The sequence below is a fragment of the Pseudomonas sp. B1(2018) genome (assembly GCF_003097365.1).
GTDB classification, from domain to species: domain Bacteria; phylum Pseudomonadota; class Gammaproteobacteria; order Pseudomonadales; family Pseudomonadaceae; genus Aquipseudomonas; species Aquipseudomonas laurylsulfatiphila.
Genome location: NZ_PYUK01000007.1, coordinates 227,830 through 254,185, shown reverse-complemented (window position 1 = coordinate 254,185; position 26,356 = coordinate 227,830). Strand labels below are relative to the sequence as shown.

The 26,356-nt window shown below is 59.8% G+C and carries 26 protein-coding genes and 1 pseudogene; 12 read left to right on the top strand and 15 right to left on the bottom strand.

What is annotated here, in order from left to right; all coding sequences use genetic code 11:
- Window positions 1–78 precede the first annotated feature (78 nt).
- From C9422_RS13735 to C9422_RS13725, 3 genes are all read left to right on the top strand, one after another.
- Window positions 79–981, top strand: coding sequence for a chemotaxis protein CheV (locus C9422_RS13735; protein ID WP_007970363.1), 903 nt, complete (start codon window positions 79–81; stop codon window positions 979–981).
- Between the two features lie 3 nt (window positions 982–984).
- Window positions 985–1,467: an N-acetyltransferase gene (locus C9422_RS13730; protein ID WP_007970362.1), complete on the top strand. Its 483-nt coding sequence runs from the start codon at window positions 985–987 to the stop codon at window positions 1,465–1,467.
- Window positions 1,468–1,666: 199 nt separating this feature from the next.
- On the top strand, window positions 1,667–1,993 hold the full coding sequence (locus tag C9422_RS13725; RefSeq protein WP_116581015.1) for a hypothetical protein: 327 nt from the start codon (window positions 1,667–1,669) through the stop codon (window positions 1,991–1,993).
- Between the two features lie 176 nt (window positions 1,994–2,169).
- On the opposite strand, the gene C9422_RS13720 is transcribed toward C9422_RS13725, so the two are convergent.
- Entirely contained in the window at window positions 2,170–2,427 is a 258-nt protein-coding gene (locus C9422_RS13720) for a hypothetical protein (protein WP_116581014.1), read from the bottom strand.
- A 213-nt stretch (window positions 2,428–2,640) separates the two neighbouring features.
- On the opposite strand from C9422_RS13720, the gene C9422_RS13715 reads away from it, so the two are divergent.
- A complete protein-coding gene (locus C9422_RS13715; RefSeq protein WP_116581013.1) occupies window positions 2,641–3,615 on the top strand; it encodes a D-glycerate dehydrogenase in 975 nt (324 codons plus the stop codon).
- Window positions 3,616–3,793: 178 nt separating this feature from the next.
- A complete protein-coding gene (locus C9422_RS13710; protein ID WP_116581012.1) occupies window positions 3,794–4,303 on the top strand; it encodes a DUF2165 family protein in 510 nt (169 codons plus the stop codon).
- A gap of 23 nt (window positions 4,304–4,326) precedes the next feature.
- Here C9422_RS13710 and C9422_RS13705 read toward each other — a convergent pair whose 3' ends face one another.
- Window positions 4,327–5,229: a DMT family transporter gene (locus C9422_RS13705; RefSeq protein ID WP_116581011.1), complete on the bottom strand. Its 903-nt coding sequence runs from the start codon at window positions 5,227–5,229 to the stop codon at window positions 4,327–4,329.
- Window positions 5,230–5,380: 151 nt separating this feature from the next.
- Between C9422_RS13705 and C9422_RS13700 the strand changes: the two genes are divergently transcribed.
- On the top strand, window positions 5,381–6,256 hold the full coding sequence (locus C9422_RS13700; RefSeq protein ID WP_116581010.1) for a helix-turn-helix domain-containing protein: 876 nt from the start codon (window positions 5,381–5,383) through the stop codon (window positions 6,254–6,256).
- A gap of 558 nt (window positions 6,257–6,814) precedes the next feature.
- Here C9422_RS13700 and C9422_RS13695 read toward each other — a convergent pair.
- From C9422_RS13695 to C9422_RS13675, 5 genes are all read right to left on the bottom strand, one after another.
- Window positions 6,815–9,244 (bottom strand): TonB-dependent receptor, encoded by a 2,430-nt coding sequence (locus tag C9422_RS13695; RefSeq protein ID WP_116581009.1) that lies wholly within the window; start codon window positions 9,242–9,244, stop codon window positions 6,815–6,817.
- Between the two features lie 254 nt (window positions 9,245–9,498).
- Window positions 9,499–10,488 (bottom strand): FecR family protein, encoded by a 990-nt coding sequence (locus tag C9422_RS13690; RefSeq protein WP_116581008.1) that lies wholly within the window; start codon window positions 10,486–10,488, stop codon window positions 9,499–9,501.
- Window positions 10,485–11,057, bottom strand: a complete 573-nt coding sequence (locus C9422_RS13685) for an RNA polymerase sigma factor (protein WP_116581007.1) — start codon at window positions 11,055–11,057, stop codon at window positions 10,485–10,487. Before C9422_RS13685 ends, C9422_RS13690 begins: the two co-directional genes overlap by 4 nt.
- Before the next feature lie 253 nt (window positions 11,058–11,310).
- A complete protein-coding gene (locus C9422_RS13680) occupies window positions 11,311–11,718 on the bottom strand; it encodes an HPF/RaiA family ribosome-associated protein (RefSeq protein WP_007970346.1) in 408 nt (135 codons plus the stop codon).
- Between the two features lie 214 nt (window positions 11,719–11,932).
- Window positions 11,933–12,880 carry a LysR substrate-binding domain-containing protein gene (locus C9422_RS13675; protein ID WP_116581006.1) on the bottom strand — a complete coding sequence of 316 codons (948 nt, stop codon included), beginning with the start codon at window positions 12,878–12,880 and terminating at the stop codon, window positions 11,933–11,935.
- A 135-nt stretch (window positions 12,881–13,015) separates the two neighbouring features.
- Between C9422_RS13675 and C9422_RS13670 the strand changes: the two genes are divergently transcribed.
- From C9422_RS13670 to C9422_RS13660, 3 genes are all read left to right on the top strand, one after another.
- Window positions 13,016–14,392, top strand: coding sequence for an L-serine ammonia-lyase (locus tag C9422_RS13670; protein WP_116581005.1), 1,377 nt, complete (start codon window positions 13,016–13,018; stop codon window positions 14,390–14,392).
- Window positions 14,393–14,463: 71 nt separating this feature from the next.
- Window positions 14,464–14,727: a hypothetical protein gene (locus C9422_RS13665; RefSeq protein ID WP_165824773.1), complete on the top strand. Its 264-nt coding sequence runs from the start codon at window positions 14,464–14,466 to the stop codon at window positions 14,725–14,727.
- Window positions 14,703–15,020, top strand: a complete 318-nt coding sequence (locus C9422_RS13660) for a DUF3509 domain-containing protein (protein WP_116581003.1) — start codon at window positions 14,703–14,705, stop codon at window positions 15,018–15,020. Before C9422_RS13665 ends, C9422_RS13660 begins: the two co-directional genes overlap by 25 nt.
- Here the strand turns inward: C9422_RS13660 and C9422_RS13655 are convergent.
- Complete coding sequence (locus C9422_RS13655) at window positions 15,017–15,517, bottom strand: phosphate-starvation-inducible protein PsiE (RefSeq protein WP_007970338.1); 501 nt, start codon at window positions 15,515–15,517, stop codon at window positions 15,017–15,019. The two genes, C9422_RS13660 and C9422_RS13655, sit on opposite strands and share 4 nt — an antisense overlap.
- A 275-nt stretch (window positions 15,518–15,792) precedes the next feature.
- Here C9422_RS13655 and C9422_RS13650 point away from each other — a divergent pair.
- Window positions 15,793–16,032, top strand: a pseudogene (locus C9422_RS13650) (YebG family protein); the annotation flags it as partial.
- Window positions 16,033–16,148: 116 nt separating this feature from the next.
- Here the strand turns inward: C9422_RS13650 and C9422_RS13645 are convergent.
- Complete coding sequence (locus tag C9422_RS13645; RefSeq protein WP_116581001.1) at window positions 16,149–17,168, bottom strand: Glu/Leu/Phe/Val dehydrogenase dimerization domain-containing protein; 1,020 nt, start codon at window positions 17,166–17,168, stop codon at window positions 16,149–16,151.
- Between the two features lie 183 nt (window positions 17,169–17,351).
- On the opposite strand from C9422_RS13645, the gene C9422_RS13640 reads away from it, so the two are divergent.
- A complete protein-coding gene (locus tag C9422_RS13640; RefSeq protein ID WP_116581000.1) occupies window positions 17,352–18,155 on the top strand; it encodes a SirB1 family protein in 804 nt (267 codons plus the stop codon).
- Between the two features lie 86 nt (window positions 18,156–18,241).
- Here the strand turns inward: C9422_RS13640 and maiA are convergent, their stop codons facing one another.
- From maiA to hmgA, 3 genes are read right to left on the bottom strand one after another with little or no spacing between them, the layout of a single operon-like run.
- Window positions 18,242–18,877 carry a maleylacetoacetate isomerase gene (gene maiA / locus C9422_RS13635; protein WP_116580999.1) on the bottom strand — a complete coding sequence of 212 codons (636 nt, stop codon included), beginning with the start codon at window positions 18,875–18,877 and terminating at the stop codon, window positions 18,242–18,244.
- Window positions 18,878–18,889: 12 nt separating this feature from the next.
- A complete protein-coding gene (fahA, locus tag C9422_RS13630; RefSeq protein ID WP_116580998.1) occupies window positions 18,890–20,194 on the bottom strand; it encodes a fumarylacetoacetase in 1,305 nt (434 codons plus the stop codon).
- A 3-nt stretch (window positions 20,195–20,197) separates the two neighbouring features.
- Window positions 20,198–21,502: a homogentisate 1,2-dioxygenase gene (gene hmgA, locus C9422_RS13625; RefSeq protein WP_116580997.1), complete on the bottom strand. Its 1,305-nt coding sequence runs from the start codon at window positions 21,500–21,502 to the stop codon at window positions 20,198–20,200.
- 165 nt (window positions 21,503–21,667) lie between these two features.
- On the opposite strand from hmgA, the gene C9422_RS13620 reads away from it, so the two are divergent.
- The gene (locus C9422_RS13620) at window positions 21,668–22,468 is read left to right on the top strand and encodes an IclR family transcriptional regulator (RefSeq protein ID WP_116580996.1); all 801 of its coding nucleotides are present in this window, start codon (window positions 21,668–21,670) and stop codon (window positions 22,466–22,468) included.
- 60 nt (window positions 22,469–22,528) lie between these two features.
- Here the strand turns inward: C9422_RS13620 and C9422_RS13615 are convergent, their stop codons facing one another.
- The 3 genes from C9422_RS13615 to C9422_RS13605 all read right to left on the bottom strand — a co-directional run bounded on the left by C9422_RS13615 (window position 22,529) and on the right by C9422_RS13605 (window position 26,309).
- Window positions 22,529–22,840: a hypothetical protein gene (locus C9422_RS13615; RefSeq protein ID WP_007970328.1), complete on the bottom strand. Its 312-nt coding sequence runs from the start codon at window positions 22,838–22,840 to the stop codon at window positions 22,529–22,531.
- Between the two features lie 64 nt (window positions 22,841–22,904).
- Window positions 22,905–23,594: a hypothetical protein gene (locus tag C9422_RS13610; protein ID WP_116580995.1), complete on the bottom strand. Its 690-nt coding sequence runs from the start codon at window positions 23,592–23,594 to the stop codon at window positions 22,905–22,907.
- A gap of 168 nt (window positions 23,595–23,762) precedes the next feature.
- Window positions 23,763–26,309, bottom strand: coding sequence for a LuxR C-terminal-related transcriptional regulator (locus C9422_RS13605; protein ID WP_116580994.1), 2,547 nt, complete (start codon window positions 26,307–26,309; stop codon window positions 23,763–23,765).
- Window positions 26,310–26,356 lie beyond the last annotated feature (47 nt).

Sequence of the window (26,356 nt, the reverse complement as noted above, 5' to 3'; positions counted from 1 at the left end):
CCCGACAAGTCGATAACCCGGCATCGAAGTCATGGCGATCCCGGGATTGCCCGTCACCTTTTTCCAGAGAAGGTTCTTATGTCCTCCACCAAAGCCCGCGCAGACTCACTTTCGCTCCTGCTGTTTACCCTGCGCAGCGGCAAGCTGATGGCGATCAACCTGCTCAAGGTCAGTGAGATCATTCCCTGCCCGCCACTGACCCGGCTGCCGGAGTCACACCCCCACGTCAAAGGCATCGCCACCCTGCGCGGTGCATCGCTGTCGGTGATCGACCTCAGCCGCGCCATTGGCGAGCGCCCACTGGAAGACCCGAACGGCGGCTGCCTGATCGTCACGGATGTCAGCCGCTCCAAGCAGGGCCTGCACGTGCAGGCCGTGAGCAAGATCGTCCATTGCCTGACCACCGACATCCGCCCGCCGCCCTTTGGCTCCGGTGGTTTGCGCGCCTACATCACCGGCGTGACGTCGGTCGATGGCACCTTGGTGCAGGTACTGGACATCGAAAAAGTCATCCATGGCATCGCCCCGGCACAAATCGAAATGGCGCCGACCGAACTGAGCATGGAAGACGCCGAACTGCTCGGCAACGCGCGCATCCTGGTGGTCGATGACAGCCAGGTCGCCTTGCAGCAATCGGTGCACACCTTGCGTAACCTTGGCCTGCAATGTCATACGGCCCGCAGCGCCAAGGAAGCCATCGACTGCCTGCTGGATCTGCAAGGCACCGCGCAGCAGATCAACCTGATCGTCTCGGACATCGAAATGTCCGAGATGGACGGCTACGCCTTCACCCGCACCCTGCGGGAAACCCCGGACTTCGCGCATCTTTATGTCTTGCTGCACACGTCGCTGGACAGTGCGATGAACGCCGAGAAAGCACGACTGGCGGGGGCGAACGCGGTGCTGACCAAATTCTCTTCGCCAGAATTGACCCAGTGCCTGATCACTGCGGCCAAGGCTGTCGCCGAACAGGGATATTGAGCCTTGGCCGAGGACTTTTGCTGGCTGATGCGGCGCGACCTCACTGAAGTCGTGCCCTCACCCGATTGGCCAGCCGGCCTGCAACTGAGCGAATACCATCCCGAAATCGGCGCAGCCGTGCACCGGTTGATGGAATTCGGTTACCTCGAAGGTGGCGGTCGCGTGGCAGCGCTGGACATGTGGCAATGGCAGTTCGAGAACGACCCGGAGTATGACCCGGCGCTGTGCTTCATCGCCCGGGATGCCGAAGGCATTGTCGGCGTGTGCCAGTGCTGGACCAGCGCCTACATCAAGAACCTGGTAGTGCATCCACGGTTTCAGGGCCGAGGATTGGGGCGTGCCTTGTTGTTGCAGGCGTTCAAGGTGTTCCAGCAACGTCGCGAAGGATTTGTGGACTTGAAGGTGCTGGAAGACAACCACCGGGCGCGGCGATTGTATGAAAGTGTCGGGATGCGTGCCGTTCGCCGAGAGCCGGTTCCAGACTGATACGCCGCAATCGTCGGAGCGCTGCCCGGCTCGCTCCCACAGGGTTATGTGTCATGCACAGAATTTGTGGTCGTACTCGGTCACTGTGGGAGCGGCGGTGCGGCGATCCGACTTGCCCGCGAAGAGGCCGGCAAAACCGCCTCAAAACCTTCAGGCATACTCCAGCCTTGGCCATTGCACATCCAAGGACGCCTGAACCATGAAAGCAGCCACCCTGACTTTTCTCTGCCTCACCGCCCTCACCTCTCAGGCCCACGCCTCCAGCCCCGACGCCTGGGCCGCCTACGACAAGGCCGTACTCGCCAGTTGCACCAAGGCCAGCGGCCTGACGAACAGTAAACCGGTCGGCAACGCCGCACAGTTCGATGACCGGGTTGGCTATACCGCGCTCCTGCTCCAGGGCCAGTACCCGCAAAAGCACATGAAAGGCGCACAAGGCACCGAGCTGTGCCTCTACAACAAAAAGAGCAAAACCGCGTACGTCACCGAATGGGACTCCATCCGCCCGGCCGCCAAGGCCAATTGAGTGGTGCACATTTCGTTGCGGGCAGCTTGATCAAAAACCCTGCTACCGGCAACGGCCCCATCGCGAGCAGGCTCGCTCCCACAAGGGATCCTCAGTGAACAAGGAATTTGCGTACGACACAGACCCACTGTGGGAGCGAGCCTGCTCGCGATGACGGCAGGCCAGGCGATGGAATTTCAGCGCTTGCCCATCGACCGACGAGTTCCCGGCGGTGCCATGCCCGGCGTCTTGGTGTGGCCGTTCTTGGCGCCGTTCTTGTACCACGGCTGGTTCGAGCCTTTGGCTGCCGCCAGTTCGCCCGGCTTGAACGGGAACTTGAATGCCGGGATTTCGGCTTTGGTTTCGCTGTCGGCGCTGGAGTCGACGCTGTCTGGCATCTCTGCCTGCACGTCGCTCTGGGCGTCGGCGACCGATGGTTGTTTCGGGGAAGTCATGAAAGCTCCGGGTGATGCATGAAATGTCGGGCCCGGTAAGTGAGCCGCATGCCGCAGTATAAGAAGTACGGCAGTATAACGGAACGGCAGCGACAAGCTTCAATCGACAAGCTTCAAATTAAAAACCATGAGGGCGGCTTTTAGACTTGCAGCTTGTCGCGTGAAACTTGTAGCTTGCTAAGCATTCTTCACCGCCCGACGAGCCCGCCTCCCATGAAAAAGACTGTCCTGGCCTTCAGCCGCGTCACCCCGGCAATGGTCGAACGCCTGCAACAGGATTTCGACGTCATCGTGCCGAATCCGAAAAACGGCGACATCAACGCCCAGTTCAACGAAGCCCTGCCCCACGCCCACGGCCTGATCGGCGTTGGTCGCAAACTCGGCCGCGCCCAATTGGAAAACGCCGCCAGGCTGGAAGTGGTGTCCAGCGTCTCGGTGGGCTACGACAACTATGATCTGGCCTACTTCAACGAACGCGGGATCATGCTGACCAACACGCCGGACGTGCTCACCGAAAGCACCGCCGACCTGGCGTTCGCGCTATTGATGAGCAGCGCGCGCCGCGTCGCCGAACTGGATGCCTGGACCAAGGCCGGGCAATGGCAGGCCACTGTCGGTGCGCAGCTATTCGGTTGCGATGTGCATGGCAAGACCCTGGGCATCGTCGGCATGGGCAACATCGGTGCCGCCATCGCCCGACGCGGTCGACTGGGATTCAACATGCCGATCATCTATAGCGGTAACACTCGCAAGACCGCGCTGGAACAGGAACTCGGAGCACAGCACCGCAGCCTTGATCAATTGCTGGCCGAAGCTGATTTCGTCTGCCTGGTGGTGCCGCTCAGCGAGAAAACCAGACACTTGATCAGCCATCGTGAACTGGCGCTGATGAAGCCGAGCGCCATACTGGTGAACATCGCCCGTGGCCCGGTGGTGGATGAACCGGCGCTGATCGAAGCGCTGCAAAACAAGCGCATTCGTGGAGCCGGGCTGGACGTCTACGAAAAAGAACCGCTGGCCGAGTCGCCGCTGTTCCAACTGAACAATGCCGTGACCTTGCCGCACATCGGCTCGGCCACCCATGAGACCCGCGATGCCATGGCCAACCGTGCCTTGGCCAACTTGCGCAGCGCCCTGTTGGGCGAGCGCCCGCAGGATCTGGTCAACCCGCAAGTCTGGAAGGGTTGAACTAAACGGGCAGGCGTTATAAGCGCCTGCCCGCTTAACAAATAACGCACACTCAATTAACTAAACAACTTTCTGAATACACACTCTGCAACTCAGTCAGCAGCCAAACAACAAAACCTCGAGATAGACTCTCCTTGTTTACCCTGACACTACGGGATCAACAACGGAGATCACCAACTTGAACCCACTCACAACCAGTCACGTCATTCGACTCAGCAAAGTCTTACTGACGCTGTTTATCAGCCTCTTCGGACTACTGATGCTGTATAACAATTTCACCGATTACTCGACCAACTATGAATACATCAGCCACATCCTGAGCATGGACACTACCAATGATCAAAACAAATACAGACACAGGGCCATTACTTCCACCCTGCTTCACCACCGCATTTACTGGCTGATCATCACACTGGAAGTGATCTACACCCTAAGCTGCCTGCTCGGAACCTATTATCTTTACAAAAACATCAACGCCAGCCAAGAACAGTTTCACGAAGCTAAAAAACCTGCACTCATCGGATTATTGATTGCCATCTTTCTTTATTACATCGGCTTTCAAACAATCGGCACCGAATGGTTCAACATGGATGAGTCGAAAACTTGGAACTACAATGACAGGGCTGGGCACATTGTTGATTTCATCTTTCCGTTATTGATATACATCGCGATAAAAATCGAGCACTGAATTACTCAGCACTCGATTCGCCCTCAGGCCAGTTTGCCGTTGCCCGATACCTGCGACACTTTCGGTTTGCGAAACACCAGTACGTTCCCCGACATCACCAACACCAGCCCCAATAACGCCGGTACTGTCCATTGATAGCCCTCGGCAAACGCCGACACGTTGAGCGCCACCACCGGAAACAGCACGGTGCAGTACGCCGCCCGTTCAGGCCCCATGCGGCCGACCAGTGTGAGATAGGCGGTGAAACCGATCACCGACCCGGGAATCACCAGGTACAACAGCGAGCCGATGTAACGCGCGCTCATTTCAACATCGAAGGGAATGCCTTTGACCAGGCACCACACCGAGAGCATAGCCGCCCCGTAGGCCATGCCCCAGGCATTGGTGGTCAGCGGCTTGAGACCGGCCTTCTGTTGCAGGCTTGAGAGCATGTTGCCCGCCGAGAAACACAAGGTGCCGCACAGGGCCAGACCAAGGCCGAGCAAGGTTTCCGGGCTGGCGGTATGCCCGGCCAGCTCCGGCCAGAACAGCAAGCCCAGCCCAAGCAGACCCAGCGCACCGCCCATCAGCACGTTGCGGGCGATTCTTTGACCGAAGAACACTCGCGCGTTGAGGGCATTCCATAGGGTGGCAGTGGAAAACACGACGGCCACCAGACCGCTGGGGATCCACTGGCTCGCGGTGAGGAAGCACATGAAGTTGACGCAGAACAGGCACAGGCCCTGAGCCAGGCAAATCAAGTGCCCGCGACGGTTCATCACTTGCAGGCGCCGACTGAGCAGCAGGATCACGAACAGCACCAGCGCGGCGAGGCCGAAGCGATAGACGATCGACACGGGAATCGCCACCACGCCCAGTTGCCATTTCAAGGCAATCCAGGTGGTGCCCCAGATCAGCACGGTCAGCAGGTACAAAGAAAGGTTCATGGCAAAGGCTCCTCGATAGGCGCCCAGTGTCCGGCGTCACGCCTTGGGGTACTTGCATAAACTTGCGCTTTTGTCTGGCGACAGGCTGGCAGGCGCACGTCTACGGAGTAGGATGCAGGGCGTTGGATGCTGGTGTTAGAGAGCAACGATCATGGCTGCACTGGATACCCTACAAGTCTTTCAAGCCCTCAACAGCTCGCCGAATGCTCGTCTGGAGCACAGCGCCGAGCTGGGTGACGGCATGTCTGCCGCCTTGTGGAGCAATCACCACGACGCCCGGGAATACGAGGCGCCCAGCCACCACACGTTGTCCTGTTACATAGCTGGCGGCACCGGCACCTTCCGTCGCGGTCAGCCCGGCAACAAGGGCGGCCCGGACAAACTGTGCATCCTGCCGGCCGACCACCAGTCAGGCTGGGTGATCAACGGCGACATCCGTCTGGCACACCTGTACTTCAGCCCCGAACAATTTGCCCTCGGCTGCGTCACCCTGCTTGATCGCGAGCCACGGGAAATGCAGCTGCACGAGCAGACCTTTCTCGATGACCCGCAGCAGGCGCTGCGCTTTCGGCAGTTGATCCGCTTGAACTGGGACGAGCCGGGCGAGCGCCTGCTGACCAGCAGCCTGGCCCACGAACTGCTCAGCCATGCCCTGCTCAGCCAGGTCAACGCCCGGCAAGGCCTACGCCTCAAAGGTGGATTGGCCGCACATCAGCGCCGGCATCTGGTGGAGTACATCGACAGCCATCTGGACCAGGCCATCAGCCTGGGTCAATTGGCGGCTTTGTGCGCGTTGTCGGAGTACCACTTCGCGCGGATGTTCCGCGAGAGCTTCGGTTTGCCGCCCCACCAGTACCTGCTGGCGCGGCGCCTGAACCGGGCGCGGGAATTGCTGCGCACGACCTCGCAGCCACTGGGGGAGATTGCGCTGGCTTGCGGCTTCTCCAGTGCCAGCCATTTCACCAATCGCTTTCGCCAGGCATTGGGCGCAACACCCGGCGAGTATCGACAGGCGTTTTTGCGCTAGAGCATTGCAATCCCTCTGGCTGCGATCTTTTAACCCGCCACAGCAAGATCAAAAGATCGCAGCCTTCGGCAGCTCCTACATTAAAACTCCAACTGCGATCTTTTAACCCACCACAGATCTCCTGTAGGAGCTGCCGCAGGCTGCGATCTTTACCTGCCACAGCAAGATCAAAAGATCGCAGCCTTCGGCAGCTCCTACATTAAAACTCCAGCTGCGATCTTTTAACCCATCACAGATCTCCTGTAGGAGCTGCCGCAGGCTGCGATCTTTACCTGCCACAGCAAGATCAAAAGATCGCAGCCTTCGGCAGCTCCTGCATTAAAACTCCAGCTGCGATCTTTTAACCCACCACAGCCCCCCTGTAGGAGCTGCCGCAGGCTGCGATCTTTACCTGCCACAGCAAGATCAAAAGATCGCAGCCTTCGGCAGCTCCTGCATTAAAATTCCAGCTGCGATCTTTTAACCCACCACAGCCCCCCTGTAGGAGCTGCCGCAGGCTGCGATCTTTTAATCCGCTACGGCAAGATCAAAAGATCGCAGCCTTCGGCAGCTCCTGCATTAGAACTCCAGGGTGCTGGACAGCGTCACCTGCCGCGAATCGCCCATGGACACAAAGAACCGGCTCGCCGCCGAGGTGTAGTAGGTGCGGTCGAACAGGTTCTTCACGTTGAGCTGGAACTTGACCCTCTGCCCGTCGACCTGGGTGTCGTAGGTGGCGAACGCATCGGCCACGGTGTAGCTCGGCAGGTCGAAATCGTTCACCGCGTTGCCCGCGCGCTCCCCCACATAACGCGCCCCGGCGCCGACCCGCAGCTGATCACCGCCAATGACGCTGCCGAAGTCATAGACCGCCGACAACGAGCCGCTGTTCTTCGCCACGTTTTGCAGTTGATTACCCTTGTAATCCGGGTCTTCGGTGACTTCGGCATCGGTGTAGGCGTAGCTGCCGATCATGCTCCAGCGATCGGTGAGTTGACCGCTCAAGTCCACTTCCAGGCCACGGGAACGCACTTCGCCAGCGGCGCTGTAGATCGTGGTCGGGCCTTCGGCGTTGGCCACCAGCACATTGCGTTTCTTGATGTCGAACAGCGCGATGTTGCCGGTGACGCGGCCCGGCAGATCAAGCTTGGCCCCCAACTCCCAGGACTTGGCTTCTTCCGGCGCGATGCCGCCGTCAAGCACGGTACTGCTGCCGCTCAACGGCGCGATGGTCGAGTTGGGTTTGAACGATTCGGTGTAGCTGCCGTAGAACGACAAGGCATCGGTGTACTTGTACACCAGGCCCGCGCGCGGCACCCATTTCTGCCCGTTGCCGTCGGTGTTGGCGTGGAACGGCACGCCTTTGCCGGCGTATTGGTCGTACGCCTGGAAACGCGCGCCGGCCACCAGAATCCATTGCTCGTTGAGGTGGATGGAATCCTGCAGGAAGGCCGAATCGCTGCGCAGTTCATCGGTCTGCGCGCTGTCCGCCGGGCTGACAGTGGTGCCCGGCACTTCCTGGCCATAGATCGGGTTCACGTAGCTGAAGTTGGTACGGCTTTTCTGGCGGATCAGGTCTTCGCGATAGATCTTGCGGTATTCGTCGTCGATGCCGAACAGCAGGTCGTGCTGCAGGCCGAGCACAATCACGTTGCCTTCGAGGCTGGCGGTGGTGAATCGGTCGGTGCTGATCGCGTTCTGCGTGCCGTCCATGCTGCGGGTCAGGGTGCCCTTCTTGGTGTCGATGGCGGTTACGCGCACCTGGCTGGCGTCGTAGGTTTCGCGGTTCCAGCTGTAGCCGAAATGGGCTTTCCAGTTGTCATTGAGTTCGTGATCAGCCTCGAAATGATACAGATCCGAACGCCCTTCCATGTTGTTGAACGGCTCGTCTAGACGCTCGTTGCGCGAGATGTCCAGCGGGTGGTTGGTCCGTGGGTCGATCAGCGTGCCGCGGTCGAACGGCGTGAGGAATTCGCGGTGCTCATAGGCGAACAGCAGCTGGGTGCTTTCGCCGTACCAGGCCACCGACGGCGCAATCAGGCTTTCACGATGCACGCCGAAGTTGCGCCAGTAATCTTCATCTTCGTAGTCCAGCACCATGCGATAGGCCAGCCCGGAATCGCCGAGGGCGCCGGTGCTGTCGAGAGTGCCGCCGCTGCCGTTCTTGCCGTCGCCATAGCTCGAACCGCGCGCGGTCAGTGCATTGTATTGCTCAAGTTCGGGCTTCTTGCTGACCATGTTGACCACGCCGCCCGGATCCTGGATGCCATAGAGCAACGAGGCCGGGCCCTTGAGCACTTCGACCCGGTCCACACTGGCGTTGAGGCCACGGCCCTGCACGATCGGCATGCCGTCGCGCATGATCGAGCCGTTACGGTTGTCGCCAAAACCGCGGACCATCACCGAGTCCTGGGTGCTGCCCAGGGTATTGGCCTGGGTGATGCCGCTGACGTTGGCCAGGGCGTCATCGAGATTGCGCGGTGCCTGATCGCGGATCACCTGGGCCGGGACGACATTGATAGTCTGCGGGATGTCCTGAATCGGGGCCGAAGAGCGCATCACCGAAGAGATCGGTGGCGGCTGGTAGCTCATGGACTCATCCATCACCGAGGTGATAGTGGTCGCGCCCAGTGTCAACGCACCTTCAGTCGGCCGCGGTTCCAGCGCCATGGTATGGCCGTCGGTGCGGCGGAACGTCAATCCCGAACCGGTGAGCAGACGTTGCAGGGCCTGTTCAGCGCTCATCTGGCCATTGACCGCCGGCGCATTGAGGCCGTACGGCGCTTCATCGGTGTAGACGACGCTGATGCCGGTTATCCGGCTGAAATCACTCAGGGCCTGGGGCAGCGGTTTGGCGGCCAGCGAGAAACTGAACTGCGCACGCGACTGACTGCTGCCCGACTCTGCAGCCAGCGCCAGGCCAAGCGGCAACAACGCCGATGCCGAAAAGCTCAATGCAGACACACCCAACCATTGTTTGACCGAACCCGATTTTGCCCTGGACTTCATGACTCATGACCTGTGTAGAACCGCAACGGATGCGAATGACTCGCAGTTTCAGTCACTACACGGATGGCGATCGGGTTTACCTCATCACAATTTGAAAATATTTTTTATTCAGGGTGATGTGGTGTTTGAACTGGCCCCTTCGCGGGCAAGTCGAATCGTCGCACCGCCGCTCCCACAGGTACTGGGTCGGTCACACTATCAGGGCAACACACAACCCTGTGGGAGCGGGCTTGCCCGCGAAGAGGTCAGCAGCCTCAACGCAAAATAATCAGATGCCCCAACACCTGATGCTGCTCAAACCCCAACACCCCCTGCAAAGAACTCAACACCGCCTGCGGATTCCTGCTCGGGAAGCTGCCACTGACCCGGCGTGCCGCCAGTTCATCGTTGAGCAACACGATCCGTCCGGGGTAATAGCGCCCCAGATCCCGCACCACATCGGCCAACGTCGCCTTGTAGTAATTGAGCCAGCCCTGGCGCCAGGCCAACTGCGCTTCGCTGTCCACCGCGTGGAGCTTTTGCGCCGTGCCATCGCCGTAGGCGACTTGCTGGCCGGCGGTGAGGATTTGCTGTTCGGCGTCCTGGTCCGCCGTCACCCCGACTCGCCCGGACAGCACCGTGACCTGTGCACCGCGGGGTTGCAAACGGACTTCGAACTGCGTGCCCAGGACGCGCGCCTGGCCTTTCTCAGCGTCCACCACAAACGGCTCACCGGTGTGAGTAACGCTGAAAAACCCGGCGCCACGACGCAGTTGCACATGCCGCTCGCCGCGACTGAAATCCACGGCGATGGCACTGTCGGCATCCAGTATCACCTGCGTCTGATCGGCCAGGGTGACGGTGCGGATTTCCCCCGGTGCCGAGACGAAGTCCGCGCCCAAGTCATCGATCCAGCGCGATGGTTGCCAGCCTGTACCGACACAGACCATCAGCAGCAGACACGCCGCCATCGCCAGCGCACCGGACCAGCGCCCGACCATGCTGCGCCGAGACTTGTCCATGGCGTTGAGATAACTCTGCAAGGCCAGGGCATCTTCATCGGCCAGCGTGCGCGCCGGTCCTTCGCTCAGCTCCCACAAGACCTGCGCCCGGGCATAGGCCTCGGCATGGGCGGGATCGGCCTGCAACCAATGACTGAAAGTCGCCTGATCAGCACTGCTGGGCTGGTCATGCAACAGACTCAGCCAGGCCAGCGCTGCCTGTTCCTGAGCGGGCGTCGGGGTGACGCGTTCGAAGTGGTTCACGGTGCTTTCCCTGGCGTACGCGGTTCGGGTTCCCGAAGGCTGGCCTTGCAAGCTTCGAGGGCGCGCATCATATGTTTTTCCACGGCACTTTGGGACAAACCCATGGCCTTGGCGATCTCGGCGTATTTACGGCCGTGAATGCGATTGAGCAGAAAGATCTGCCGCGTGCGCTGCGGTAACGCGCGCAATGCGGCTTCGACGTGGCGCAGATCGTTGCCCGCCTCCAGCGCCGCTTGCGGTCCGCTGCCATGGCTGTCCGGTGCTTCCACCAGCATGCCTTCGCTGGCCCGCACCCGGGTGCCTTCACTGCGCAAATGATCGATGGCGATGTTGCCGGCGCAGCGCAACAGGTAGGTACTGAGTTCCTCGACTTGCACCAGCGGCCGCCGCCAGAACCGCAGGAACAAGTCCTGAACCAGGTCCGCCGCCGTCGCGCTGCAGCCGACACGCCGATTTACCAGCGCTTCCATTTGCGAACGCTGGGAGAGAAACACCTGGAGAAAATGCGCACGGTCGCCGCGCTGTTGATCACGCTCGATATCGTGGGAGTCGGGTGGGAGAGTCATCATTGTTCAAGTTTCGACCTGGAGACCGGGGGGGCCACAACAGCGTCGGGGGGGCCGGCAAGGTCGCAATATTAATGATAAATATTCTCATATGCAAAAGATCGGGTGCAGCCTTCTATCTTGCCCGTTGGTTCACCGCAATCCTGACTGTCCCCACAGCCCATGCCAACGACCATGGAATCCAAAAGCCACCGAAACGAAAACGGGCCTGCAATGCAGGCCCGTTCTGATGGGAAGGTAAAAAGTGAATCAGGTATCAGCCGTTAAGCGCCGCCTGTTCGTTTTCCAGAAACTCTTCTTCCAGCAGCTGGTCGGCATGGGCGCCACTCTCGATGGGCACCACATTTGCTCGTTTGCCGCGTAATTTGCCGAACATATGCTCCAGCGCATGTTCAAGTTTGGTGGCTGCTCCGTCGATCGCCTGCTCCATGGTGGAGGCCTTATGGGTGACGGAAACCGGTTGATGGCCTTTTGGCCGCGCCTCCAGCTGGCAGCGCATGTCGTGGGGACCCGGCTTGTCGCCGTTCTCGTCCCGCAGGTGAACCTCGACGCGTGTCAGGTCCTCTTCGTAGCGTTCGAGCGTGCTCTCAATGGTCGTACGTACCCACTCCTCCAGTCGTTTACTGCCTTGAATATGGTTATCGCTATTGACTTGGATTTGCATAGTTCATCCCTTATTTCAGCTAGCTCGCGAGAGGCCGGTCAGCTAAGCCCTTGGGCGTCATCACCGTGACCTCTTGGTTACACAATCGGTCTGTACGCTGAACAATTCAACCCCTAAAAAAAGATAAATTTTCAATCGCAAAAAAAGCCGGACAACGGGTAAAAGCGCTGTTAAGGTCGGGAGTTGGGTCGCCCTGCTCCTGCGTAACAATTGCTCACATTTGCTGCTCCCCCAACGGGTGCAGGCTGCGAAAACCCCCCGCCTCCTCCACCAACCAATCGTGCACCGCGCGCACACCCGGATGGCTCAATGCCCCCGGTGCGTAAAGCAGCATGTAGCGCTTGTGATTGGGCACCGCCAGGCCAAACGGCACGATCAACGCCCCCCGTTCCAGCTCATCATTGAGCAGCGTTCGTCGGGCAATCGCCACGCCCATCCCGGCGATGGCAGCTTCGATGGTCAGGTGATTGCGATTGAAGGTATGCCCGCGTCGAACATCCGCCCCTTCGAAGCCGATGGCGTTGAGATAAAACTCCCATTCCGCATATTCGTAGCTGCCGCGCCAGGCGGTGATGTCGTGCAACAACGGAAAATGCATCAGGTCTGCCGGACCGTGCAGCGGCGGACGGCCACGCAACAGGCTCGGCGCACACACCGGAAAAATCTGTTCATCGAGCAAGGCTGTGGATAACAGGCCCGGGTAGCTGCCGTCGTTCAGGTCGATTGCCAGGTCGAAGTCGCCTTCATGCAACGGCACGCTGCTGTCCTCGGCCACCAGGCGCAACTGGATGTCCGGAAAGCGCTGCTGCAAGCGCGGCAGGCGCGGCGTCAGCCATTTACTCAGGAATGATGGAATCGAACGCACCCGCAGAATCCCGCTGATCATGCCCGCATCCAGTCGGCGCAATTCCGCGTCGATGCTGCCAAAGGCCTCGTTGACGGTAATGGCCAGGCGCTGGCCCTCGGCGCTCAGCTCCACGCCACGGGCACGGCGGTGAAACAGGCGAAAGCCCAGGCGCTCTTCCAGCTGGCGGATCTGCTGGCTGACCGCTCCCGGTGTGATGTGCAGTTCTTCGGCGCAGCGGGTAAATGACAGGTGCCGCGCGGCACAGGCAAACACGTTCAGCCAGACATAGGTCTGGGCATGTAATTGACGGCTCATCGTTTAGTCCTGCTAAAGGATGTCTTAGGAAATTTCGTTGGTCACGTAGGACCTTGGCGGGCAGTATCGCCGACATAGCGCTTGTCCTACAAAAATGGCGGCGATTCCTCTTCCATTGCTTGTACAGGCTTTAGCATGGCTATCAGTGTTTTCGATCTCTTCAAAGTCGGCATCGGCCCGTCCAGTTCCCACACCGTCGGTCCGATGCGCGCCGCCGCGACCTTCGCTCAACAACTGCTCGAACAGGGTTTTCTGACGGACGTGCGACGCGTGGAGATTCGGCTTTACGGTTCTCTGTCGGCGACCGGCGTCGGCCACGCGACGGACCGCGCCTGCGTCATGGGCCTGATGGGCGAATGGCCCGACAGCATCGATCCGACCACCATCGACAGTCGCATTCACACCCTGGGCGAAACCGGCAATTTGAGTCTGGCAGGCGTTGTGGACATTGCCTTCGACTGGCGACGCGATCTCCTGCTGCTTGAAGAGAGCCTGCCCTACCACCCCAATGCCATGTCCTTGACGGCTTTCAGTGAAACCGGCGAGCTGTTCGAGCAAACCTATTACTCGGTGGGCGGCGGTTTCATCATCGAAGCCGCCGAAGCCGAGTCCGGGATCGCACCGGCCGGCGATGTGGTGCTGCCCTACGATTTCTCCAGCGCTGCCGAATTGCTCAGGCTGTGCAACGAGCACGGGCTGCGGGTCAGTGAGCTGATGATGGCCAACGAACGGGCATGGCGTGGTGATACCGAGATCCGCGAGGGCCTGTTGCACATCTGGTCGGTGATGCGCGAATGCGTCGAGCAGGGCTTGCGTCACGAAGGCATCCTGCCCGGCGGCCTGAATGTTCCACGCCGAGCGGCGAAACTGCATCGCAGCCTGCAGGAAATCGGCAAGCCGAATGTCATCACCTCCACCTTGTCGGCGATGGAGTGGGTCAACCTGTACGCCCTTGCCGTGAACGAAGAAAACGCGGCAGGCGGGCGCATGGTCACGGCGCCGACCAACGGCGCAGCGGGCATCATCCCGGCGGTGCTGCACTACTACATGAAATTCAATGCCGATGCGTCTGACGACGACGTGGTCGCGTTCTTCCTGGGTGCAGCCGCTGTTGGCATCCTGTGCAAGAAAAACGCATCGATCTCGGGGGCCGAAGTCGGCTGCCAGGGCGAAGTCGGCTCTGCCTGCGCCATGGCCGCCGCGGGCCTGGCAGAGGTACTGGGCGCCACCCCGGAACAGTTGGAAAACGCCGCTGAAATCGGCCTGGAACACAACCTTGGCCTCACTTGCGACCCGGTGGGCGGACTGGTGCAAGTGCCGTGCATCGAACGCAACGCCATCGCCGCCGTGAAAGCCATCAACGCCACGCAAATGGCCCTGCGCGGTGACGGCAAGCACTTCATTTCCCTGGACCGGGTGATCCGCACCATGCGCGATACCGGAGCCGACATGCACGACAAGTACAAGGAGACGTCACGGGGCGGTCTGGCGGTGAACTGGGTGGAGTGTTGACCGTTTTGGTTGCACGCCCGCCGTTATTGCCCTGAAACGTGCAGGAAACGCGCCCCCCTGTAGGAGCGAGCTTGCTCGCGAAAAACCAGAAGGCACCGTGGGGTGTCTGGGTTTACGCGTTATCGTTGACGACCATCGCGAGCAAGCTCGCTCCTACAGAAGGTGTTTTTTGTCCGACAATTTTTCCGGCATGGGCCTTGCTACTTCCCTGCTGGAACAATGATGGCGAAATGGCCGATGGTCTGGCAGTGCGAACCAACCTGATCACGGCCGGTCAACAACTGCACGTTCAATCAGGCGGTGACGCATCATGGACAACCCTTTCCAGCTCATAACCGATGCCTTTGCAGCGGATTACCAGATCAACCTGAGCATTCAGGGCCCGGACGGCAGCATCATGCTGACCCTATCCAACAATGGCCGCGTGGTGGCCAAACGCATGATCAGCGCCGAACAACGCAATGACCCCCAGCGCCTCAAGCGCCTGGTTCAAAGCATTCAGTTCGGCATTGCCATCGAACAGGGCGACAGCGCCGTGGCCATCCTCGAAGCCATGACCACCGGCAGCGGACCGGCCTTGCCGCCCCCTCCCCTCAAAGGGCGGCTGCGCCCCACGCTCGGGCTCTAGATTTCGCCCTTCTCGACCTCTGGATGTTCACTGGAACCCGCGCCGGTCTTGCGTTGCGGGTTTTCGATCTTCACCGAGGGAAACTGCGACGAAGCGTAACGCACCACCAGAATCGCAAAAGCCAACAGCAGGATCCCGCCGCACAGGTAAATGATCCCCAGGTCCGGCGGGTTGTGGTGCGAAACGTTGGAAATCAGCAACCGCGTCAGCGCGGTGATCGCCACGTAGATCAGGAAACGCACGGGCATGTGGTTGGTCTTGAAGTAAATCCCGACCATCGCCCCCAGCTCCAGGTAGATGAACAGCAGCAGGATGTCATCGATCTTGATGTGCCCCTCTTCGATCATCCCGAGAAATTCCATTACCGCCGCCCACGCGGTCACCGCACCGATGGCGAACAGCGCCAGGTAATGAAAGGTCTCGACGAACAGATTGCCCAGGGACTCGGCCAGTTCATGCACGCTCTGCCGCAGTTTTTCGGCCCAGTTGATTTTCACGATGATGCTTCCTTAGGTCGGGTCGACCGGATGATGCGGGTTGGACGTGACGGTTTTTCTGCATGCAGAAAAAAGGCCAGCCCATGATGGCTAGCCGTTCCGGATTACGCGCCGTGGCGTTTGGTCGCACCTGTGCGGGCCTCGCCTGACAAATGTCGAAACCGGTCTACATTAAAAAGCCACTACCCAAAAGACAGGGTTTCGCTTATCCTTTAGCTGTATATAGATACAGTAGTCGAAACCGACAACCAATGTGAAGGCATGTGAGGTGGTGAATGGCCGTCGAAGTGGTATACCGCAGCAGCCGAGATCTGGAGCGCTTGTTCATGGATAAAGCCGAAGCTGACCGTCATGACAAAATGCTCGAACTGGCAGAATTGCTGGCTGAAGTGTTGCAAAAAGCCGTTCCGTCCCTGACCGAGCAGCAAGTGGAAGAAGCCGGGATCTACATGGCGAAGAATCGCGATGTGTTCGCCAAGGCGTTCAAGAGCCAGCCGGACGCCCTGTCCGAACTGCTTGTGGCACCTGTTGAAGTCACCGAGCCGGTTGCAGTGGCCGCTCCTGTGGAAGAGGCAAACGCTGAGCCGGTTGCCCCGGCCAAGCCAGCCAAGGCTGCGATCTTTTGATCTTATTATCGATACAGCACCTTTTCCGCCAACTCGTCCGCCACCCGAGCCGGCGAACGTTTTTCCGCCTGGGCGTGGGCAAACACCTCGGTCAGGCGCGAGCTGATTTTCGACAGGTGTGCGGTGATGGTCGACAGTTCTTCGCCACGGTGCTTGAGCGACACATAGATCAACCCGCCAGCGTTGATCACGTAGTCCGGAGCGTACAGGATGCCGCGACGTTCCAATTGGTCGGCAACATCCAGATGCGTCAGCTGATTGTTCGCCGAGCCGGCCACTGCCGAGCAGCGCAATTGCGTCACGCTGTGGCTGTTCAGCACCCCACCCAACCCGCATGGCGCCAGAATATCGCAAGGCGTGCTGAGCAGTGCGTCGTTGGCAATGGGGTGAGCCCCGAGTTGTTCCATCGCCAGTTGTACCTTGCCGTGATCGATATCGCTGACCAGTAGTTCGGCCCCGGCGGCGTGCAACTGTTCTGCCAGGGCATAACCGACGTTGCCCAGGCCTTGAATGGCGACGCGCAGGCCTTCGAGGTTATCGCTGCCCAGTCTCGCCATCGCAGTGGCGCGAATGCCGGTGAATACGCCCATCGCCGCGTGCGGCGCCGGGTCACCTGCCGAGGTGGTGCTGGTGACGTGTTGGGTCTGTTGGGCGATGCAATCCATGTCCGCCACTGAGGTGCCGCTGTCGATGGCCGTGATGTAGCGCCCGTCCAGCTGATTGATACAGCGCCCGAAGGCTTCGAACAGTGCGGCGCGGTTGGCCACATGAACGGGGCGAATGATCACCGACACGCCGCCGCCCTGGGCCAGGCCGGCCAGTGCCGCCTTGTAACTCATGCCTTGGGCCAGGCGCACCGCATCCTCGACCGCAGACTCGTCGCTGGGATAGGCAAGATAACGACAACCACCCAGGGCAGGCCCCAGTCGGCTGTTATGAATGGCAATGACCGCCTTTAACCCGGTGACCGGGTCAACGCTCAGATGCAGCGATTCAAGGCGAGTGCTTTGCATGAGAGCGAACATCGTAAGGCTCCCGAATCACTTCTTGTAGACGCCAGTATAGGCTTGCGCCCGAAAATTGCAGAAGCGCACCGGAATAAGCGTAGCCGCCATGCAGGCTTTCGGAAATAACCGGAATTCGCGCTTGTACGACACTGGACGAATGCCGGAGAGGGGACTAAAACGAGGCATTGCCCGGAGATTTTGATGACCCCGCGCCAATCGTTCTTCGCCTGCCTGCAACGTTCACCGCCCGCGCTGTTCGAGGCGGCGCTATGGATTGCGGTCGAGCATGACGGCGAAGTGAACCCACAAGCGGTATTGACCGATTTCCAGGAGTTGCAGCAACGGATCAGCGCTGGCTTGCCGATGCTGCCGGTCAGTGAACTGGCCCAACCGCTATTGCGACGCATGAACGACCTGGGCTTTGCCCAGGACGACTTCACGCCCTTGCGCCCGCAAGTGGCACTGCTCGACAAGGTACTGGAACGCCGACGAGGGCAACCCTTGACGCTGGGGTTGATTGCACTGGAGTTGGCCAAGGGCCTGGAGATCCCCATGGTCGGGGTCAACTTTCCCGGGCACTTCCTGCTGCGGGTGCCGGGCGCCGATCATTTGCTCGATCCCTGCGGCGGTCGTCGACTTTATCCGAACGATTGCCGAGAGTTGTTGCACCGCCAGTATGGCCCGAACATGAAGCTCAGCGCCGACCATCTGGTGACCGCCGAACCGGTGCAGATGCTGCAACGGCTGTCGCGCAACCTGCGCCAGTTGTACCTCTCCCACGACGACTTCATCAATGCCCTGATCGACGCCGGGCGCGTCCTGGAACTGGGCAATGCCAGTAGCGCCGACTATCTGGCCCGGGCCAGCCTGTATCAACGGCTGGACTGCCCGAACGCCGAGCGTTTTGACCTGGAACACGCACTGCTGCTCAGCGACGATCCCATCCAGCGGATTCGCCTCACGGAACGGCTGGGGCATCTGCCGCCGAATGCCGTCGTCCATTAAACGCAAAAGATCGCAGCCTGCGGCAGCTCCTACGAGGATCGGGTAGGAGCTGCCGCAGGCTGCGATCTTTTTACGCCGCTTCTGATTCAAGGCGTGTCTGGCTGATTCGCCGGATGCGCCTGGATGAACGCCGGGTGCGTCGCCGCCAACGCCGCCACGCGACGAATCCGAGGATAAGCCTCAAGAGAAACATTGAAACGCTCGGCCGCGTACAACTGCGGGATCAGGTAGACGTCCGCCAGCCCCGGCTCGTGGCCGAAGCAGTAACCGTCATCGCCGATCAACTGCTCTACCGTGGCCAGGCCCTGGCCGACCCAGTGACTGATCCACTCCACCACCTGTGGTTCGTCGTGGCCCGACTGGCGCAGCCGGTTGAGCACGCTGACGTTGTGCAGCGGGTGAACATCGCAGCCGATCACTGCCGCCACGCCACGCTCATGTGCTCGGGTGACGAGGTCCTTGGACAGCAGTGGCACCTGTGGATAACGTTCCTCCAGGTATTCGATGATCGCGGGAGACTGGATCAGCAACTCGCCTTCATCGGTACGCAAGGCCGGCACGCGGCCCTGCGGGTTGATGCCCAGATAAGGCGGCTGTCGATGCTCGCCGCCCTGGGGCGCGATCAGGTTGACGGGCAGGGATTGATAGTCCAGACCCTTGAGCGCCAACGCGATACGCACCCGGTACGAAGACGTCGAACGGTAGTAAGTATAGAGTTCCATGCCCCGCTCCTCTCAGCGCGCCGGCAGTACTTTGCCGCGGCACTCACCGAAACCGATGGACGCGAAACCGTCGCGGCGGCAACGGCCGCGCAGGATGATTTCGTCACCGTCCTCAAGGAACTTGCGCACCTCGCCCGAGGCCAGTTCGATCGGCTTCTTACCGCCTTCGGTGATTTCCAGCAGGCTGCCGAACTGACCGTTCTCCGGCCCCGACAAGGTGCCCGAACCGAACAGGTCACCGGCCTGCAATTGGCAGCCGTTGACGCTGTGGTGCGCAACCATTTGCGCCACGGTCCAGTACATGTGCTGTGTGTTGCTCAGGGTCAGGCGATGGGCCGGCAGGTTCTGCTCGCGCATGGCCTCGGTGAGCAGAAGCACTTCCAGTTCGATGTCGAACCCGCCGGTGGCTTGATCGCGCTTGTCGAGCAGGTACGGCAGCGGCTGCGGATCGCCTTGCGGACGCGCAGGCTGGGCACGACGGAACGGCTCCAGCGCTTCGGCGGTGACGACCCACGGCGAGATGCTGGTGATGAAGCTTTTCGACAGGAACGGCCCCAAAGGCTGGTATTCCCAGGCCTGGATGTCCCGTGCCGACCAGTCGTTGAGCAGGCAGAAACCGGCGATGTGATCGGCGGCGTCGCCGATGGCAATCGAGTCGCCCATGTCGTTGCCCTGGCCGATCCAGATGCCCAGCTCCAGTTCGTAGTCCAGGCGCGCACAAGGGCCGAACGTCGGCTCGCTCTGACCGGCCGGCAACGTCTGGCCTTTCGGGCGGCGGACGTCGGTACCGGACGGGCGAATGGTCGACGCACGACCGTGGTAGCCGATCGGCACGTATTTGTAGTTCGGCAGCAAGGGGTTGTCGGGACGGAACAGTTTGCCGACGTTCTGCGCGTGCTCGATGCCGACGTAGAAGTCGGTGTAATCATTGATTTTTGCCGGCAGGTGCATCTCGCAATCCGCCGCCAGCGGCAGCAGTCTTGCGCCCTGGGCTTCGATCTTGCCGTGCAGGGTGCTGCCCTCGGCGAACAGTTCCAGCAAACGCTCGCGCAACGCGACGCGAGCCTCACGCCCCAGTTCGAAGAAGGCATTCAACTGACCGTCAAGGGTCGCTTCGACCGCAGCTTTCGCAGCGCCATCGAACAACCCGGCCTCCAGGGCCGCTTGCAGGTCAAAGATGTGTTCGCCGATGGCCACGCCACTGCGCGGTGCCGAGCCGTTAAGGCTGAACACGCCCAGCGGCAGGTTTTGCAGGGGGAAATCCGCATGGCCGTTGGCGGATGCAACCCAGCTGCGAGTGATGGAAGTCTGCGTCATGGGTTATCTCCGGGTCGGGTCGAAAGTGGCGGGCAGCGTAGCCCAGCAAGCATCGTAAGTGTTTTGCAGTTGCGGGCAATCGAGGGCGAAACGGCTCGGACGCAATACCTGGCTGGTCTCGAACATGAATGCCATGGTGTTGTCGATTTTCGCCGGTTTGAGGTCTGCGTTGACGGCTTTGGTGCACGTCTCTCCGTCGGGACCGTGGGCGCTCATGCAGCTGTGCAAGGACGCACCGCCGGGCACAAAGCCTTCGGCCTTGGCGTCGTATTCGCCCTGGATCAAACCCATGAATTCGTTCATCAGGTTGCGATGGAACCAAGGTGGACGGAAAGTTTTCTCGGCCACCATCCAGCGCGGCGGGAAGATCACGAAGTCGAGGTTGGCCAGGCCATGGACGCTGGTCGGCGAGGTCAGCACGGTGAAGATCGACGGATCCGGGTGATCGAAACTGACGGTGCCAATGGTGTTGAAACGGCGCAGGTCATATTTGTACGGCACGTTGTTACCGTGCCAGGCAACCACGTTGAGCGGCGAATGATTGAGCTCGCACGCCCACAGCTGGCCGAGGAATTTCTGCACCAGCGTGGTGGGTTGTTGAAGGTTCTCGTAGGCCGCCACCGGGGTCAGGAAGTCCCGCGGATTGGCCAGGCCATTGCTGCCAATCGGCCCCAGGTCCGGCAGACGCAGCGGCGCGCCATGGTTTTCGGCGACATAACCACGGGCCTGCGGGTCGAGCAGTTCGATGCGGAATTTAAGACCGCGTGGCAGCACGGCAATTTCCAGCGGTTCCAGTTCAAGCACGCCCAGTTCGGTGGCAATGCGCAGGCGCCCCAGTTCAGGCACCAGCAACATCTCGCCGTCGGCATTGAAGAACACGCGCTCCATGGAACGGTTCGCACGGTAGTTGTAGATGCTGATACCGGCCGGTTTTTCCGCGCCCGAGTTGGCGGCCATGCTCACCAGGCCGTCGATGAAATCGGTCGGCTCGGCGGGAATGTCCAGCGGGTTCCAGCGCAGGCGGTTGGGGGTTACCTCACCCAGCGGGCCGCCGGCCAGTTGCCGGTCCAGCTTGACGAATGCCGGGTGATTGGCCGACGGCTGAATGCGGTACATCCACGTCCGCCGCGCCTCGCTGCGCGGCATGGTGAACGCCGTGCCGGAGAACAGTTCAGTGTAGAGACCGTACGGGGCTTTTTGCGGGGAGTTCTGGCCAACAGGCAGTGCGCCGGGCAAGGCTTCGCTGCTGAATTCGTTGCCGAAGCCTGACAGGTAGGCCAGCGCTGGCATCGTTGAATCGGGGTTCATGGAGCCTCCTGAACAGGGAGTCGGCAGTGGCCGCTCACTCTGTTGCAGAGGTCGAGGCACGCCTGGGTTGTTTTTATCGTAATTTGATTACGCATAACGTAATTTGATTGGTATTGACCGTCAAGCTATAAAGACGCCCATTCGTAACAGGATCAAACTGCCTCCATGCAAAAGCCCACCAGCGACAACAACGGTAAACAGAAAGTCCGCTCGGCCGAGGTGGGCACTGACATCCTCAAGGCTCTTGCCGAGTTGTCACCTTCGACTTCGCTGTCGCGCCTGGCCGAACACGTGCAGATGCCGGCGAGCAAGGTCCATCGCTATTTGCAGGCGCTGATCGCCAGCGGATTTGCCGAACAGAACGCAGCGACCAACCATTACGGCCTGGGTCGTGAAGCCTTGCGCGTGGGGTTGGCAGCACTCAACAGTATGGACGTGCTGAAAGTCGCCGCCCTGCCCCTGGCCGAGCTGCGCGATGACTTGAACGAAACCTGCTTTCTGGCGGTATGGGGCAATCAGGGCGCGACCGTGGTGCACATCGAACCGGCAGTACGTGCGGTGACGGTGGTGACACAACTGGGCTCGGTGCTGCCGCTGCTCAGCTCTTCGACGGGATTGGTTTTTGGTGCCTACCTGCCGAAACGCGAGACCGAGGATCTGCGCGTGCAGGAATTGCAGGCCCACGCAGCCCATGTGCTGGCAGACGATCAGGCCTACGCAGCCCAGTGCGAACAGATCCGCGCACGCGGTTTGCACCATGTACACGGTTTGCTGCTGCCAGGGGTGGATGCCTTGTCGGCACCGGTGTTCAACGCGATGGGCAGAGTGGTTGCCGTGCTGACGGTGGTGGGTCCGACATCTTTGTTCCATGCCGATGAAAACGGGCCGGCGGCGCAGCGCCTGTTATCCGCCAGCCGTGCGGTCAGCTGGCGCATGGGGTATGAAGCCGCCACCTCCGCTACCTGACTGCCACAGCTGTGCCAACCTAGCGGGGGGTTGGCACAACTGCTTTTATGAAAACACCAATCAGCTCAAAAAGTCCCGGGCAATGGCTGCACCCATTTCATTGAGCTCATCAATTTTTACACCATCGAATCGATATTCCTGGTCAAACGTATACGGTTCGGAAAAGATCCCCAAATCCTCACTGTCAAACTTTGGAACCTCCCCATCCTGCAACTTAAGAAAAAACGCCGACACCAGTGACTCAGAGTAAATAACCGTCAAATCCTCAGCTGACACAACGGCATTTATATAGACCTTATCGACATCAATACCACGACCACTGAGCCTTGCGTGCAGCTTGGCCCGAACCAATTCTTTTGTCAGTTGTTCCATATCCTAAAACTCCATAATTAATAATTATAATTTTTTTGCCATAGCCAGCGCTTTTACCAAACACTCAGACCAGAAAGTCCGGGGCGATTTCGATCACCAGGTCACTGACATCCTTGATTGTAAGTTGCGGATGCAAATCAGATTCCTGGGCACTGTAAGCGACCGTATAAACACCAACTCCTTCACCGTGATAGTAAGGAATCTCATTCTTTTGAAAATGAGCAAAGACATCTTCGGCCAGGCTTCGGGATTGAAGTATCTTTCGCCCGCCCGCGTCTGCGACAAAGTGGGTCAAGTACAGGGTATCGATATTGATTTCCGGGAGCTGATACTTCAACGCCGCATGCACCTCTTCGATGCCGGATACTTTGATCGAACGTTTTGAAAGGTTGATTGAGGGCGCTTCGGCCAACCAACGGACAACATCAATTACGATGCGCTCAAACGCTATCAGGTCCAACCCTTCAACCCGATGCTCCGGCTCGAAAGAATACTGCCGATTGAAAATCCCGGTGATACCCTGGATATAATTAGGCAGTGTCTCTTTCTCAACCCACTCCAGCGTCTCATCGAATAACGTCCTGGATTCGCTGACGTCAGTGCCAACAATATCAACCAACGTATTCAAATAGGTCTTGAACGGGTTGATCCCGAGTTCCCCCAAGCGCGAAACCAACAGCACTTCGACTGCGAAATCCGCGCGAATGCGCTTCAAAAGCAAAATCTTGCTGTAAGAAAAAAAACTTTCGTCCATACAGACTTCCTGTCTTGAATAGCCGAACATCCTGCTCGGCGAATCGAATCAATGTACTGACAGTACGACTAAATTCCAACCTGCCAGCGCCGGCAATCATACTAATCAACACGATTATTTATGCACGCGACAGTATGTTTTAATTCATGTCCAGACTAAAACCAATCCTTACAAAACTTGCATTATCAATCCCAACTTCTTCGCCATGGCAACTGCCTGTGTACGTCGTTCCACACCCAACTTACTGTGAATGCGCCGGGCATGGGTTTTCACCGTATGCAACGAAATGAACAGTTGTTCGGCGATTTGCTGATTGGAGTTGCCTTGGGCAATCAGGTCCAGTACTTCAAGCTCTCGCCCACTCAGCAAACTGACATCGGCGTCCCTATCGACCACTGCCGCCGCTCCCTGTAGACGAGAGATCAGACTTGGCTGGCGCAAACTCAAATCACGCAATGCCTGTTGCCCATGACAACGCTTCACCAAGGCCAGGCCGGCCTCCAGTGCGGCATGAGCCATGTCCGGCTCGCCCGTCAGGTCCGCCACTTCGCAGATTGCCAATTGCAACTCCGTTTCCAGCGCCAGCATGGCCTGTTGTTGCGCCTGCTTGAGTAACACCTTGAGACGATCCAATGGATTTTGCGCCAATTGAAGTTGAGTCTCGGCCAACACCAACTGGTATTCGATACGCGCAATCAGTTGCAGCGTGGCGGGTGGTGCCTGGCGTGCATGGGCCCCGCGATAATGACGCAAGACTCGGGTCAGCGCTTCCCGGACCAACTCCGAGCGCCCTTGCTGCAGCCAGAAATGACTGCTGATTTGCAGCAGTACGCTGCGATAAACCGTGTCAGGGATCTGCCGTTGCTGCATCAACCGCTCGGCTTCGCGCAGACGATCAAACGCATGGGCATAATCGCGTTGGTTGGCGGCCATCTGCGCTTGCCCGAGAAAGCCATACAGGGCGTGCTTGTCCTGGCTTTGCAGGCAGTCCTCCAGGCCGGACTGGAAGAAACCGGCGGCCAGTTCATCTTGTCCCTGACAGAGGGCCAACCGTCCTCGCCGCAGGGCAATTCGCCCCAATAGCGGCGTCGGTCGATCAGCCTCTTGAGACAACAGCGCAACAGTATCAGCCAACAAGCTCTCGGCACGTCGGGGCGCTCCGCGCATCTCCAGCAATTGTGCGTGATCGAGTTCAAGCAGTCCTTCGAACAATAGCGAGCCATGGGCACGCGCCAGGCACAGCGCCTCCCGATTTAACGTCTGTGCCACATCGAGTTCGCCGTTGAGCAACGCCTGCTGGGTCAGCCCTGACAGGCACAACACGCGCGCCGGCCAGGCATCGACGCCCAGCTCGGCCAGCGCATCGAGAAAGTGCGTACGGGCCGCCTCCATACGGCCTTGCAAATGCAGCAGGCAACCCTGTTGCGCCTGCCAGCGTGCCAGCAGTTGCCGTTGCTGCGCCTGCGTAGGCTGCGGGGCAAATCGTGCCAGTTGCTCAATGCACGCGGCGGCCGGATCGAAACGTCCGGCAAACAACAACGCCGCACTGACCAGCCCCACCACTTGCGGTGTAACAAGAGTCAGCTCAGCCTGTTGACGCTCATGGAGCTTCAACAACAGACAGATATTTTCACGCCGGAACAAATGTTCGAGGCTGAAGTGCTGCAACAGACTGACCGCCACTTCGAACTCCTGCGCCAACAGCGCCTGCTCGAACGCACCTTGCCAGTCCTCTGCGGCGCTGAACCATTGGCACGCGCGGCGATGCCAGGATCGCCCGGCCGGGGTCGGCTCTTCAGCCATTGCCCGGGCCAGTGGCTCGAAGATCCGCAACCACTCGACGGAGTCCTCCCAAGGCTCAATGAAGCAGCCCATGTCCTGCAACGCGTGCAGCCACTGCGCGCCCTCTCCCGCACCGAAAAGATGCTCGCACAAGCTGGCGTTGAAGCGTGGCAGATGTACCAACACCTGCCAGACCTCAACCAACTCCGGCGGCAAGGTGTTGAACAACTCGTGCTGCAGATAATCAAGCAACGTTGCCGAACGCCCCTGCTCACTCGACCACGGGCAACCATTGAGTAAAGCGATCCGCACACCCGCGCACCAGCCACCGCTGCGCTCAACCACCCTCTTGGCCGTCTGGGCCGCCAGGGTCGGCTCGACATGACCGAGCAACAGCCCGACCTCGGCCTCGGTAAACGCCAGCGCCCGGCCTTCGCACTCGTACACTTCATCATCGAGCAGCAGCCGCGGCCAGTTGCAGGAGGGTCGACGACGGGTACCCAGCCACCAGGTCAGCACCGGGTTGGCGACGGCCAACAGGCGATCGAGCATGCGGTCGAGTTCCGGGTTGGGTGCGCGGCAGTAATCATCCAGAAACAGCCAGGTCGGCGTCTGTAATCGGGCCAGATGCGCCAGCAGCCCGGACTCATCCGCCGAGGGCAGATCCAGCGCTTGCGTCAGGCGCAACAGAAAATCGGCAGCACTCAACGACGCCCCCGCCAGCGGCAGCCAACAGACCCGACAGTGCTCCGGCGCCCGCAACAGGCACTCGGTGAGCAACGCGCTCTTGCCACTGCCAGGTGGTGCGCAAAGCAACTTCACCCTCGCGGTCGATACCAGCATGGGCTCGATCAACCGCTCGCGGGACAGATGATGGGACGACAGTCGGGGCACAAGGCCTGGGCGGTCCGGACAGTGCGTCATTGCAGTCATTGTGATGCGCCTTTTTTTATAATTCTGGCGCCACCCTAGACCCCTCC